Annotated in this window: 8 protein-coding genes; 4 read left to right on the forward strand and 4 right to left on the reverse strand. The window is 42.5% G+C overall.

What is annotated here, in order from left to right; all coding sequences use genetic code 11:
- Nucleotides 1-10: 10 nt before the first annotated feature.
- On the reverse strand, nt 11-1,174 hold the full coding sequence (locus tag MTO98_RS19190; RefSeq protein ID WP_243480500.1) for a FecR family protein: 1,164 nt from the start codon (nt 1,172-1,174) through the stop codon (nt 11-13).
- Nucleotides 1,175-1,338: 164 nt separating this feature from the next.
- On the opposite strand from MTO98_RS19190, the gene MTO98_RS19195 reads away from it, so the two are divergent.
- A complete protein-coding gene (locus MTO98_RS19195) occupies nt 1,339-1,947 on the forward strand; it encodes an RNA polymerase sigma factor (protein ID WP_243480501.1) in 609 nt (202 codons plus the stop codon).
- 99 nt (nt 1,948-2,046) lie between these two features.
- Here the strand turns inward: MTO98_RS19195 and MTO98_RS19200 are convergent, their stop codons facing one another.
- Nucleotides 2,047-4,212 (reverse strand): TIM-barrel domain-containing protein, encoded by a 2,166-nt coding sequence (locus MTO98_RS19200; protein ID WP_243480502.1) that lies wholly within the window; start codon nt 4,210-4,212, stop codon nt 2,047-2,049.
- A gap of 496 nt (nt 4,213-4,708) precedes the next feature.
- On the opposite strand from MTO98_RS19200, the gene MTO98_RS19205 reads away from it, so the two are divergent.
- From MTO98_RS19205 to MTO98_RS19215, 3 genes are all read left to right on the forward strand, one after another.
- Nucleotides 4,709-6,316, forward strand: a complete 1,608-nt coding sequence (locus MTO98_RS19205; RefSeq protein ID WP_243480503.1) for a DUF6377 domain-containing protein — start codon at nt 4,709-4,711, stop codon at nt 6,314-6,316.
- A gap of 521 nt (nt 6,317-6,837) precedes the next feature.
- Complete coding sequence (locus MTO98_RS19210) at nt 6,838-9,195, forward strand: TonB-dependent receptor (RefSeq protein WP_243480504.1); 2,358 nt, start codon at nt 6,838-6,840, stop codon at nt 9,193-9,195.
- On the forward strand, nt 9,195-10,349 hold the full coding sequence (locus MTO98_RS19215; protein WP_243480505.1) for a PepSY domain-containing protein: 1,155 nt from the start codon (nt 9,195-9,197) through the stop codon (nt 10,347-10,349). The genes MTO98_RS19210 and MTO98_RS19215 overlap by 1 nt, the downstream gene beginning before the upstream one ends.
- A gap of 125 nt (nt 10,350-10,474) precedes the next feature.
- On the opposite strand, the gene MTO98_RS19220 is transcribed toward MTO98_RS19215, so the two are convergent.
- Both MTO98_RS19220 and MTO98_RS19225 read right to left on the reverse strand, forming a co-directional pair.
- Nucleotides 10,475-12,082 (reverse strand): RagB/SusD family nutrient uptake outer membrane protein, encoded by a 1,608-nt coding sequence (locus MTO98_RS19220; protein ID WP_243480514.1) that lies wholly within the window; start codon nt 12,080-12,082, stop codon nt 10,475-10,477.
- Between the two features lie 11 nt (nt 12,083-12,093).
- The gene (locus MTO98_RS19225; protein ID WP_243480517.1) at nt 12,094-15,144 is read right to left on the reverse strand and encodes a SusC/RagA family TonB-linked outer membrane protein; all 3,051 of its coding nucleotides are present in this window, start codon (nt 15,142-15,144) and stop codon (nt 12,094-12,096) included.
- Nucleotides 15,145-15,219: the final 75 nt, after the last annotated feature.

A 15,219-nucleotide genomic window follows, 5' to 3' on the forward strand; every position in this document is an offset into this window, starting at 1 on the left:
ACACAAACTGTTATTGAGAAACGATCAGTTTTCGGCCGCTTACTTTTACGTTGATATCATCAAGCTTGAGGATTTTAAGCACTTCAGAGAAAGCTGCATTCCGAGATATTTCCCCGCTGTAGGTGTCTTTACTCATTTGACCCTGGTAAACTACCTCAACATCATACCACCTGGAAATTTTACGCATTACATCATGGATGTCGGCATCCCTGAACAGGATCACCCCTCTTTTCCAGGCAACAAACTCTTCTGCATCAACAGCAACTTTAAAAAATTGATCACCTTTAAAAACAGCCTGCTCATTAGGTTTTATAATAAGTGCAGAAGCAACGGCAGATGACGGCTGGTCTTTTCCATAAACTTTAACCCGGCCTTGCAGCAAAGTTGTTTTAACTACCCCGTTATCAGCATAAGCATTGATATTGAAATGCGTTCCCAATACCTGTACAACCTGGCCCGCACTGGTTACCTTAAAAGGCCTGCTTGCATCGTGGGCAACTTCAAAGTATGCTTCACCAGATAGCTCAACTACCCTATCACCATTCCTGAAATCAATCGGAAACCTGATGGTAGTGCCTGCATTTAGCCAAACCTTAGTCCCGTCTGCCAATATCAACTGATATTTTCCACCCTGAGGCGTTGATATGATATTATAAACCTGTGGCGAACGGGTAATTGCTGACGTATTTTTTTTGTAGATTATACTGCTATCTACATCATTATCGGCAGTAACATTGTTAAGTGTGAACAATCTGCCCTTTCTTGAACTATCCAGCTTTATTTGCTTTCCGTCGGCAAGTGTCAATACAGCTTTATTGCTGCCTGGTTTAATTTCATTTTGGTTTCCGGACAATTCATAAGGCGTAGTGCCCTTTACTTTGAAGTATTTATTGGCAACAAATAATCCTGCCAGTGCGAAAACAAGAATTGCAGCCGCCGCCGGCCAATATATTGAACGGAGCTTTTTGATTTTGTTTTTTGAAAGCCTGCTATGCAAATCATTCTTAAGAAGTTTCTCAATTTCTGCCTTATCTCCGAAAACAGGAAGCCACGGTGTATCAGATAAATCGAAATTATCCCGATATTCTTCAAATATTTTTTGTTCTTCCGGCGTGCAGTTACCCGACGTGCAACGCTCATGCAATTTCTTAAAATCTTCGTAAGACATGTTCATAACGGTTATTACTATAGACAACTTTGCCGGTAACAACTCACACACTTTTTATTTTTTTTTAGATTTTCTTTAAACAATCTATAATGGACGGGCAGCAAACCGCCAACAATAAAAGTTTGTTATTAAATTGCGCGGTTCAAGCTTAGATTTGAATTCAATTTTAAATGAACCAACCCCTACAATCAGACGAAGATTTATTTGGAGCAGTAAAACGCAATGATAAAAAAGCGTTTAACTTGCTTTATGATCGTTATTGGGAGCTGGTTTATAAAAAAACCTTTTCTTACCTGCATGATACAGAAACCTGCATGGGCATCGTTAACGACATATTCGTTAACATTTGGGAAAAGAGGGACGCTCTGAATATTATCACTTTCAAAAACTACGTTACTTCTGCCGCCCGTTACCGGGTATACAATGTTATTAAGGCAAATAACACATCTCCATTAACTTATATTGAAGATTATCAAAAGCTGGATGGCTTAAACGTAGTTTATAATAATGCAGAAAGCAATATCCAAACTAATGAATTAACTACCGATCTTGACCTTTTGTTAGATAAGCTGCCGGCAAGGTGCAAAGAAATATTTCTTTTGAGCCGGGTAAGCCATCTTACAAATGCAGAAATTGCCGAGAGATTGTCTATTTCAAAAAGAGCTGTTGAAAACCAGATTTCGTTAGCAGTTAAACACCTGAAACCACATTTTAAACACTACCCTACCGTATTACTTATAGCAAAGTTGATTTTATTACATAACAAGCTTGGGTTATAAGTATATCGTTTTTCTCGATATGCTAAAGCAATAAAGGCTGGCGTTAAAAATGCCGGCCTTTATCATTCATAACTAAAAGTATTTTCTTGTTATATGAAATTACATTTGCACCGAGACGCCATCTTTTAAATTACCGCTGCCGCTATAACTTTTGCCATTTTGCAGAATAACTACTTTCAAATGGGCTATCTCGTTATCAATCGGGTAACGTCCCTCACGCGCTACCACACGGATGATAGTTTTGTCGCCGTTTTTAGTGGCCTGGAATTTTAACTTGCTGTAGTTACCTTTATTAAACTCCCAGCCCTCACCGCGGTCCCAGTAAAGCTCACCATCTGCCCTCCCCCGGCTATCGGGATTGATAAAAAGTGTCAAAGTTTCCAACGAGCTTTCTCCTGTGTTTTGAATAACCTGCCCCGCAGGGATGATACCACCACTTTTGAGTAGTAATTTAGCCTGATATGGATCAGACTCGTCACCATCAACAAGCGATAGGTTCTCCCATTTCCCAGCAGGCAATTTAGGATCTTTCGCAAAAGACGGAACTACTAACAGGTTACTGCCTAATAAAAATACCTGCTCTTCGTTCCTTAAGCTTAAATCTTTTGGATTAGCAAAAAAAGCAGGTTGCATCACCGGTAAACCCGTTTTATGAGCATTGTAAAACAAAGTATAAAACAAAGGCAGCAAGCGATAACGGCGATCTATCGCGATCTTAGAAGTTTTCTCTACCAATTCACCAAATGCCCACGGTTCTTTGTTGTTTGTTCCGGCACAGGCATGCCCGCGGGCAAACGGTAAAAACACGCCAAAACCAAGCCATTTTGCCCACAGATCAGGGCTGGTATTGCCCAAAAAACCACCTATATCAGGCCCGCTGAATGGCTGGCCCGATAACCCAAGTGTAATAGACATAGGAACTGACACCTTCATAAATCGCTCATCAGCCAGGTTATCGCCGGTCCAGGTTGCGGCATAGCGCTGGCCGCCTAATAAATTAGCCCTCGTTAAAACAAATGGCCTCTTATCCGGATTTGCAGCCATTACGCCCTGCTTCGTTGCCTGCACCATCAATCGGCCGTAAGCGTTATGATACAGCAAATGCGGGCCGGCCGGTAATGATCCGCCGCCGCGGTGCTGGTTGGTGAAAGGCATTGTACCTAACCGCTGTTCCCGGGGCAATGCTTCATCATTTACTGCCGGCTCATTCATATCGTTCCATACGCCGTCAACGCCGGTGGCCATAAATTGCTGGTACAAACCGGCCCACCAATCGCGTGTAGCAGGCATGGTAAAATCAGGAAAAGCGCAATCACCCGGCCAAACCTTTCCGTGGTATTCGTGTCCGGCTATGTCCTTAACCCAAACATCTTTAGCCAAACCCGACTTGTAAACAGCATAGGTACTGTCGGCTTTAACACCCGGATCGATCATAAATACGGAATGAAACCCCTTAGCATGAAGATCGCTATTCAACTGTTTGGGATTAGGAAAATTGGCTTTATTAAATGTAAAAACGCGGAAACCCTCCATATAATCAATGTCCATCCAAATAGCATCGCATGGAATTTGCTTTTCCCTGAAGGTATCAGCAATTTCCCTTACACGCTGTTCGGAAGCATAAGAAAAACGGCATTGCTGGTACCCCAAGGCCCATCTTGGAGGCATTTCTATAGTGCCGGTAAGTTCGGCCAGGCCTTTAAGCACCTCCTGCGGCGATTTACGATCAATTATAAAAACACGGAATAAAGCCCCTTCTGTATTTAAGGTTATTTCTTTTGAATCAGTTTTTAATTCGGCCTTCCAGTAGCTATCGAAAAGGATCCCGAAAGCGGTACCATCTTTCCTTACACCCATTACCCAGGGATGCGTTTGGTAAAGCCGTTTTCCGCCATCGGTGCCGTAGGCTCCGTTGTCCGTATTCCAAAGCTTTATTGTTTGACCATTTCTTAATAATGGGCCGGTGACTTCCCCTCCGCCATACAGGCTAACCTCGTCCTGCAACCGAACAACAGCACTGGCCTTGCCGTCATTAAAAGCAAACTCGGGAAAAATGTGCCAACCGGCCGGAACTGCTTTTTGAATAGCCGGCTCCTTCTGGAGCATAAGTGAGGGTGCCTTAGCAGGATCAAAACCGACAGGAATAAATTCGGCGATGGAATTGCCTACTAAACCCGACCGGCTAATAGGTATATTATTCGCCCTCACCACTGAAAAAGCGGATAAAAACAGAACAAACAGAAAATATTTGAACGATGTTGTCATATAAAGTTGATAAATGAAATTTAGCTTATGAGGTATTAACTTGTTATTTAAGCTATCCGGCAAGCGGCCCACCAATTAACGCAGTGTTAAACCCCGCTCCCCCTTCCATGGTTCACTGCATGCCGATAGCTTATTCAAGTCAAAGTAAATCATGAATTAGGGCAGTTTGCCAGTATGTAATATAACAGGCAACTAAAATCCTGCAGTAAATAAAAACAAACCACTAACTATCAAATAATTAACACATACAAAACAAAAGAAAATCTAACAGCATCAGGCAGATTGCCGCCAGCTTAGTCAACAAAAACACCGAATTAAACCAGCAGGATAAAATTCAAAATTGCGGTTGTACGTTTTAGGCGTAATTTTATAACCGTTCCGGTTGGGCAAACCTGATTTTAAATTGCCGTATTGATTTCGCGAGCGAAGTGCAAGATATTATGCCTTGTTCCGGATAAAATATCATCGGAAATTATCTGAACTTAAAAGTGTATAGATGAAAAAAAATTTACTTTTTGTTATTTTCTTTTTATTACCCGCCCTGCATTGTTATTCTCAAAACCTGGCTTCTGATAACATTTTTAAAGTTTTAAAAGCTGAACTTGAAAAGGCAGACCGATATGATACTAACAAGGAAAAACGAATAGCTCAACTACAACAATCTCTGCGGCTTACTGATAGTAAAGATTTCGATGCCCAGTATACCCTTTATGGCCAAATCTTTGAAGAATATCGTTCCTTCAAGTTTGATTCGGCATTTATGTATGTCAGAAAAATGATAGCTCTTTCAGAGAAATTCAATAAACCTGCCAGCCTGATCAACAGCAAAATACTACTCGGCAGTACTTTACTCAACTCCGGGTTTTATAAAGAAGCTTTTGATATCGTTACAACAATTGATATAGCCAACCTATCTGATTCGCTCAAGGCTGATTACCTGAACCTGCGTGCAAGGCTCTACGCCGGCATTGGCGACTATGATAATGACGCTTACTTTTCTAAGGGCTATCACAAGCAAGCCGAAGAGGATTTTAAAAAAGCCGAAATAGCAACGCCGTCAAACAACTTTGAAAAAACCATTAACCTGGCTTTCCAACCCGATTCAGTGAGGGACAAAAAACTAACACCTCAGTTTTTCTATAATTTAATCATGGGCAAGCACCTGCCTGAGCATAAGATAGCAATGGTGGCCACCCGCATCAGCTTTGCATATACGGGCGAAAACCGGATCCTCTTCCTGGCGCTCGCAGCCATAAATGATATCCGTTCATCAACTAAAGAAACACTTGCAAGTTTTCTGCTGGGGCAGGAATTGTTTAAGCTAAACCGAACCGACGATGCGTATATTATTATGCAGCATGCAGTGAAAAACGCCAGGTTTTACGGAGCAAGAAGCCGTGAAGTGCAGATCGAATCGGTACTGCCACTTATAGCAGGAAAACTCATCAACGAAAAACAGCATGAAAAAGATAAACTGTTGATCGGCTTTTTGTTATTTCTCATCGTTGCAGTTGTACTCTTTTTTCTACTGGTCATTTACCGGAAGCAGCTCCGGCGTATCAAAACCAACGAACTTATTATCAGGGAAAAAAACGGAGAGCTAAAGGATATTAATAGCAAGCTTTGGGAATCATCAAGAATAAAAGAAGAATTTATAGGCCTGTTTTTTAAAACCTGCTCATCATACATTGAAACACTTGATAAAGTGAAACGCAGGGCCCAGCATAATATCAAACTGGGTAAATACAATGACGCAAACACCGTACTTAACAATGTTCAAATAGAAAAGGAGAAAGATCAACTATATGACACGCTCGACACGGTATTTTTGACGCTGTTTCCAAATTTCACATCTTCCTTTAACGCACTGTTAAAGCAGGAAGATCAAATTTGGCCTAAACCTGGCGAGATGTTAACCGCCACGCTTCGGATTTTTGCATTAATACGCCTTGGAGTAACCGAGTTGGAGACAATAGCAAAAATACTTGATTATAGCGTGAGCACCGTTTATACTTATAAAACCAGGGTTAAAGCCAAGGCATTGGTGCCGGCAGAAGATTTTGAAAGAAAAATAATGGAAATCAAATTTATTGACGAGCTATAAACGCCCAAGCTAACTATGCGTAGAAGCCATTTAAATTTAATTGTTTTTAAATGAGGCGCATGTGATACGTCTCTACAAAAACTTTCCATTCGTTTTAAAACAGCTTTTCAGCAAATAAACTAACCTGCCTACGCAAATTAGGCTATAGCCAGATCATAAACTAATGAATATAAATTAAGCGGGATATCCGTTTGACGCATAAAATATATGCGGGCGTCGGGAAGCTAATATTCGTTCCTCCCTGCACATTCGCCAACCCTGTAAATACTCTCCTATCTTCAGACACGATCCTGCGCTTTTAAGCTATATTCTTTTTTGGGACTACCCTGCCCACCATTGCCAGAATCTACAATTCGTTTGTGTTATTATTTGTATTTAATCTAAATAAAAATAACTTTGCACAAAAAAGTTACAAAGACGATGCAAAAAAAATAGTCGCAAAAAAACCCGGTGCTCCGTCGCCAAACATTACACCGGGACAATTAACAGATCCTTCAACCCATTAACCTTTCAACAAACTTATGAATTCTTTACTATGGAGTAAAAGATTTACCACTTCATTCCTCTCTCTTTTTTTAGCAACCATTGCATTTGCCCAAACCGGAACCATCAAAGGTATCATCAAAACAGCCGATGGGCAGCCAGCAGCTGCTATAACTGTAGGTTTATCAGGAACTACCAAAGGTGCAATAACCGACGAAAAAGGCTCATATCAGATTACCAGGATTAAACCGGGAAACTACACGCTGAAACTTAGCGCAGTAGGGTTAGCAGGCCAGGAAAAAAACATCACAGTTGAAGCCGCCAAAACGCTGATCATAGATTTTATGCTAAACCAGGACTCGCGCCAGTTAGCCGATGTAGTGGTAAGTTCAAACCGCCGTCTTAAATTTGGGGATAAACAGTCTGAATCAGTAGCCAGGATGCCATTAGCCAACCTGGAAAACTCGCAGGTTTACTCAGTTATCCCAAACGCCTTGATGCGCGAACAAAACATTGTTGATTATAAAACAGCACTCCGAAACGCTCCCGGAACCTCTACCATAGCGCAGGCCGGTAATGGGCGGGCTTATACCTTTATGCGCGGCTTTATTACCGGAAACTGGGTACGCAACGGTGTTGCCGCCTACCAGTTTTCTGCTGTCGACCCGGCAAACATAGATCGTATAGAGGTGATCAAGGGCCCTTCAGGTACTTTATTCAGCAGCTCAGTTATCTCATACGGTGGTTTAATAAATCGTGTAACTAAGAAGCCTGTGGATACTGCATTTGCCGAAATTGCGTACACTGGCGGTAGTTTTGGCCTAAACCGTATAACTACCGATGTAAATACACCTTTAAATAACAGCAAAAGCGTATTATTCCGCCTAAACGCAGCGTATGATCATAACGGTAGTTTCCAGGATGCCGGTTTTGAACGCAATATTTTTGTGGCACCAACACTTACCTATAAAGTAAATGATAAATTGAGCATCAACATTGAGGCCGAATTATATCGTCGCCATACCAGTACCGTTAACAATTATAACATTGCCGATCCGGAGTATTGGGCGGGCAAAAGTTTCAAAGATATTCCGGTAGATTATAACCGCAGCTACCAGGGTAATGATATCGACACCAAACTGACCAACTATAATATTTTTCTGCAGGCAAATTACCAGATCAGTAATCAATGGAAGTCACAAACGCTGTTTACGCTAAACGGCGTTTATGCGCCCCGGCAAACATTTTTGGATAAATATATCATCGATGATACTAAAATGGCCCGTAGTGTATTTCTGCTGTCTGATAAATATCATCAAACAGAAGTGCAACAAAATTTTAACGGTGATGTGCAGATAGCCGGCATGCGCCATCGCCTGTTAGTTGGTTTTGATTACATTGCTTATCGTCAGGACCCATATTACTATGCATCTGCTGATTATGATGTGATCAACTACCGTGATCCGGGCAATTTTTTTGTGAGCCGCAGCGACTTTGATAAAGCTATAGCCCCGCTTCCAACTTCGCCGGCAGATCAGAACAACTACAATACAGCTGCTTACGTAGCCGATGTGGTGAACCTTACCGACAGGTTGAACGTAATGGCATCACTACGGATCGATCATTATAAAGACCACGGCTTTCATGATATCAAGGCAGATACTTACGACGGTGCTTTCAGCCAAACCAAAGCTTCACCGAAATTTGGTGCCGTGTACCAGGTTATCAAAGGCCAGCTTTCGGCTTTTGCAAATTATCAAAACGGCTTTAGCTATACCAACGTTAAAGATCAAAGCGGCAAAGTGTTTAAACCAGAACAGGCATATCAGGCCGAAGCCGGCTTAAAACTGGAAACGGCCAGCAACAAACTTTCGGCTACCTTAAGTTACTATGACATATTGGTAAAGGACAAAATACGTGCAAATCCAACTAATAATAACCTGTACATACAGGATGCTACGCAGGCCAGCCGGGGTTTGGAGGCCGAGCTGATAGCAAACCCGGTTAGCGGACTTAACCTGATATTTGGTTATGCCTACAATTTTAGCAAGTATACCAAAGCGGATAGCGCTATAACCGGAAAACGGCCTTATGGAACGCCTAAGCATCTTATTAACGGCTGGGCCAGCTATACTTTCAGGCAGGGAACTATCAAAGGGTTCGGGCTGGGTTTTGGAGGTAACTATTCCAGCAGTTCTTTTGCAAGTGATGATAATCTGATAACTGTTCCGTCATATTTGGTACTAAGTTCAACAGCGTTTTATGACCGTGGCAAATACCGCATTGGTTTTAAAGTAGACAACCTGACCAATGAACATTACTGGGGGCCATTCTTTCAGCCGCAAGCAACGCGTTCTTATTCTGTTAATCTTAGTTACCGCTTTTCTGCGCATTAATGATCAAAAAAATTGCCTCATGGCTGCACCTCTGGCTCGGACTTGTGTCCGGGCTGGTGGTTTTTATCAGCCTGTTTGCCGCCGCTATTTTTGTATGGCAGGAGGAATGGACTAACGCCTGGCATCATGATAAAATTTATGTACCCGCAGTTGGCAAAAAGGAAATCTCTATTGATAGTTTGCTGGTGCAAGCTCAACGTGCAGAGCCAAACAAGGATATCACCTATGTTACCCGCCCACACGATCCTGAAAAGGCCATTGTATTTGATGTAGTTAAACCTAACCCTGATCCTGTATGGTATTACTACCATTCGGCATACCTGTTAAATGAGCAGATATATGTTGACCGCTATACCGGCAAAGTATTGGGCATAATTGATAACCGCAGCGAACTCATTTGGCAAATATATGCCCTGCATACCAGCTTATTGCTTAAATATGAAATCGGTCACTATATTGTTGGTGCCGCTACCATGATCATTTTTATCATGACCGTAACTGGAATTATATTATGGTGGCCAAAAAATAAAGCCGCGTTGAAACAGCGGCTTTGGTTTAGGTGGAAGAGCACAACACGCTGGCGCCGAAAAAATTATGACCTCCACAATATTGGTGGGATGTACACATGGATTTTCATCTTGTTTTTTGCCGCCACCGGATTAGTGTGGACGTTTGACTGGTGGGAAAAAGGGATTTACAGGTTATTAGGAGAAACGCCTGAAAAAATGTTTGCTGAGCCAAAAGTTAAGGAGGAAACTGTTCATGCTTATACTTATGAAAGCTTATTAAAAACAGCAACAGATCGCGTACCTGGATGGATAAGCGCAGGCTTGACACTACGGGAAGCAAAAACCGACAGTGCGCAATCACTTTTTTGTGTGGTTAGATATAATACTCATTCTGCATGGGATGAATGGGACGAACATCTCTACAATTCAAAAAGCGGCAGGCGCTATTATTCAATGACGCAATCCCAAAAACTGGTTGGAGAAAAGTGGCGTACAAGTAATTACGCCATGCATACCGGCAGTATCTATGGAATACCCACCAAGATTTTAGCTACTCTGGTTGCACTGTTTTGCGCGTTTTTGCCAGTTTCGGGCTTCCTGATTTGGTGGGGCCGCAAACGTAAAGCGAGGAAACCTGCTTATTGAATATAATTCCCCTGCAATTAGCAAACCAAAACGGATTGAATTTCAGCCACGTAACATACAAACAGTAAGTGATTGGCAATTGCCAATCACTTACTAATAAATATGAATATGTTATTGCTATAAATTTAGTAACCGGTATTTTGCTTAAGTTTTGGATTGGAATTAAGCGCCGGTTGCGGCAATGGGAAAACCAACCGGTAATCACCATTGGGTTTATGGGATAGCCAGCTTTTTGTAGTGAACACGCCAAACCGGATATCATCCCTTCGGCGGTGTGCTTCCCAAACAAATTCATAACCCAACTGATCAAGCATGCCGCCATATTTCACTGCGGCCTGATTACCCGGATCGGTAACTAAATAGTTTTGAACGTAACCATACTTATACCGGCTGTTACCTTCCAACTGCGCAGCGGTAACTGTTGCCTTACTTGCATCTGTAAAATCCCTCGCCCTTACCTGGGTTACAATTTGAGCAGCTTCAGCGCTGCCTCCTGTGCGTACCAGGCATTCTGCTTTCATCATAAGTACCTGTGCGTACCTAAAAAATGGAAAATCGTTACTCAGATCACTCAGGGCCCCGTTTTTCACTTCAAATTTATTCATACGGTACCCCTCTGTTTCGCTGGTGAATAAACCATCAGGAAGTTTATTTACAAAGTTTAACTGCTGTCCGTTTTTATCGTATGATCCCAGTATTGGGGTAACGCCGTCGGCTTTAAACTGAGGCCCCATAAGCCAGCTGTCGGCCAAACGCTTATCTCCGGCATCATAAGTATCTATAAACTGTGGCACGCCCTGTATTGATCCCGAGCCCCAGGGTGTAGCCTGCATGTTCACCTTATCTTTTAATGCGCCATGCCATGAAAACATCTCCACAAAAAAGCCCTTGCCCTGGTTTTCATCAAACGGAACCGAAAAAATGATCTCCGGCGAAGCTTCATTATCCGTTTTAAAGATATTTTTATAAGTTCCCTCCAAGGAGTATTTGCCAGAAGCAATTACATCATTACATTGAGTTATACATTCCTGCCATTTAGCTGTACCTGTATAAACCTCGGCATTAAGGTAAATATTGGCCAATAATGTTTTGGCACCCCATTTATTGAACCTGCCGTACATGAGCTTGTTATTGTCTTCGCTCAGGTTAGGGATGGCATCATTAAGGTCCTTAACCAGGAACTCATATATCTGCTGGCGTGTGGCAGTTTCGGGCAACTCGGTGCTGGTTGTGATAATTAGCGGGGCGTTACCAAAATTATCACAGATAAGCCAGTAGTAAAAAGCCCGCACGGCTTTCATTTCGGCAACAAGCGACTCTTTAGTTGTTCCTGCCGATACCGGAATAGTGCCTTTTTCTAATTGATCTATAATACGGTTGGCATTGATAACGCCCGAGTACAGCGTTTGCCACATATTAATCATCTGCGGATTTTCGGAGTTCCATGTATGCAGGTGAACGCGCTTGTAAATACCGGCATCGTCCCATCCTGATGGGTTGGCGGGCATTACCAATTCATCCGAACTGGTTTCCTGAAGGGCATAATACGTAGTATGTGAAAACAATCCCCTCAGATTGGCATAAGTGATAGCCATGGCCGAGTAGGCATCAGTATATTTATAGGTTTGTGCCGATAGATCTGAAAATGTTTTTTCGTTCAGATCATTTTTACAGCCCTGAAATATAGCCATGACTATTGCCGAAAGCAACAAGGTATATTTTAGCTTTTTCATGTTTAATAAAATTAAAATGTTAAGAATGCACCAAGTGTGTAAGTTGAAGTTGCCGGATAGCGGTTTCTATCGTCAACACCGGGGGCCAAACCAAGAATCGACACCTCGGGATCTATGCCCTTGTAACCTGTAAAGGTTTTAAGGTTTGAACCGGAAGCATAAAGCCGTACGCTTTTTATGTATTTAGTTTTGAGGCGCAGGTTATAGCCCAATGTAACGTTATCGATCTTCCAGTAATCACCGTTTTCGATATAATAACTTACATAACTTACCGACTGGTCATCGGCCAGCGGACGCTTGCCATAAACATTATCATAGGCGGTTTTTAAAAGGTTACCCCTCGTCATCATAACAGGCGCATCGTACCATATCCTCGGCGTGTTCAGGATCTGGAAGCCAAACGCACCGCGCATGGTAATATTAAGGTCAAAGCCCTTATATGAAAAGCTGTTGTTGAACGATACATAATGCTTAGGCAAACCGTTGCCGATAACCTGCTTGTCATCAGCCTGGGCATCATTGATAGGCTTTGGTTTACCATCTTTACCTAAAACTATCCAATGGCCGTCTTTATCAATGTCCACACTTTTAAAGCCCCAGAAATTGCCTACCGGCTGCCCTATTTGTACCCTGCTTGTTGGCGTTTGGATAGGCTCGGCCAGGAAGCCTGCGTCAAAATAGCCGCTGGCCAGCTGGAAGTTTTTATCAGAAAGGGAAAGTATCTTGTTTTTATTGGTTGAATAATTAACTTGTGTGTTCCATATAAAATTCTGGCCCTGTATTGCTGCAAAATTCAATCCAACCTCTATACCTTTATTTTGCATGGAAGCTGCGTTGGCAGTTACAGTACTGTAAAGGTAAGGCGGTGTAGCTACCGGATAATTAAAAAGCAGATCGCTGGTGGTACGTTTATAATAATCAACCGTTGCGGTTAACCTGTTATTAATTACGCCAATATCGGCACCAATGTTGAGCTCTTTCTTTCTTTCCCAGCGAAGATCGGGGTTGGCATTACTTGACGGGTTAATAGCCTGGATCCACTGGCCGTTAATGTAAGCATTGGTGTTGAAGTCAATCCTATCCAACGAAATATATGGAGTTGAGGGCTCGGTACCGGTTATACCATAACCCGCACGAAACTTTAACGAACTGATGGTTTTATTATCCTTCAGGAAGTTCTCTTTTTTCACATTCCAGCCCGCAGAAACTGCCGGGAAATTTCCCCATTTGTGGTTTACTCCAAATTTGGAAGAACCTTCCCGCCTCATACTTGCTGCCAGCAGATATTTGTCCTGGAAACTGTAATTTAAGCGAACAAAATAACCTATGAGTTTATTTTGGCTTCGATATGAATTTTCGACTGCCTGCCCCCTGCTTAATGCCCGGCCCGACTGCAGGCTGTTGTACGAATAATCATTTGTCGGGAAATCATAGTTCTGCGCATAAAAGCTTTGAAAATCATTCTGCCTCCAGCTATAACCAGCCAGCGCCGTTATCTGGTGCATGCCAAAGCTATGTTTGTAATTGGCGGTGAGCTCAACCAGGTCTTCTACAGATCGTTGTGAACCACGCGCTGCATAACCGTTTTTGCCATCGTGTAAGGCCGAATAATTCTGTTTGGTTTCTGAGTAGCCAGAAAAATTATTCAGCAGGTCGCGTGAACCCAGCAATTTGATGTCCAGATCATTAATTGGCGTAAAGGTAACGGTACCCGATGTTCTGAGATCGGTATTTTGCTGCATACCGTCTGAATTGTAAAGCAATGACACCGGATTGGCATAATCTGTTTTTTCAACATGTTCAGTATAAGTTCCGTCGGGATTTTTTACCGGTTGAGTTGGGTTCAGATAGATAGCATTACGATACACATCACCACGGAAGTCTCCACCATCAAACCCGAAAAAGGTTTGCTCATAGCCATTGATATTGGCATTCAACTTTAACTTGCCATCAAACATGGAGTGGTTAACTTCTAAGCGGGGATATAAGATTTTATTATCCGAGCGCTGCATAATGCCCTGCAAACTGCGGTAGTTGAGGTTCACCACATAACTTGTACGATCTGTTGAGTTGCGCAGATCAATGTTATAAACCTGAGACAATGGGTTTCTCAAAACCTGCGATAGCCAATCGGTACTGGCCCCGTAATCGGTAGCGCCTGGTTTACCTTCTTTAACATATTGACGATATTCGTCAGCAGTCATGAAATCTAAGCGCTTGGTAATACGCTGAGTACTGAAATAGGTATTTAACTCAAGCGAAGGTGCAGATAGCCCTTTGGCTTTACGTGTGGTGATAAGGATTACACCATTAGTACCGCGTGTGCCATAAATAGCCGCTGCCGAGCCGTCCTTAAGCACATCTATAGATTCGATATCTTCTGGTGCTACCGAGGTAAGTGTTCCCGGAATACCATCAATAATAACAAGCGGTGTAGTACTGGCATTAAGTGTTGCGATGCCCCTCAGGTTAACCTGGGCTGTAGCGGTGGGGTTACCATCAGTAGTAACTACCGATAAACCAGCTACTTTACCCCTGATCAACTGTGCTGCATCGTTATTAGCGCCTTTCACAAAATTTTCTGATTTTACGCTGGCAACGGCGCTGGTTATCTCGCCTTTACGTTGAGTTCCGTAACCTATTACTACTACCTCATTCAAGCCCTTTGATTCGTCCTGCAGGGTAATGTTTATAGTTGTTTTTCCGTCTGCCAGCGTTACTTCCTGCGTTGTAAAGCCGATATAGCTAAACACCAGTTTGCCCGTGTTTTGCTGAAGATTAAGCCTGAATGAACCGTTTGAGTTAGTAGTGGTTCCTGTAGATGTACCTTTCAGCGCTACGTTTACCCCAGACAAAGGATTACCCTTGCTATCTGTTACCCGGCCGGTAATGACAACCGGAGGTTTATTTGCTGTGGTAACATTTTTTAATAGTGATTTTGCAGCAGCCGCTATTGGCAGGCAAGAGGTTAAAATGGCAGGCACAAGCAGCACCGCTATGGCATGCGACAGCCCTGGAAACCGGATGGGGTATCCTGTTCCCTTGTTAAAGAATATTTTCATAATTTTGAAATTCCTGGTTTTATTGGTTGTTTGATTTTTGAATGATCATGAAAACTGCACAACTGACGTGTTGGG

Origin of the sequence: Mucilaginibacter sp. SMC90 (assembly GCF_022811725.1) — a bacterium.
In the GTDB taxonomy this organism is placed as follows: Bacteria; Bacteroidota; Bacteroidia; order Sphingobacteriales; family Sphingobacteriaceae; genus Mucilaginibacter.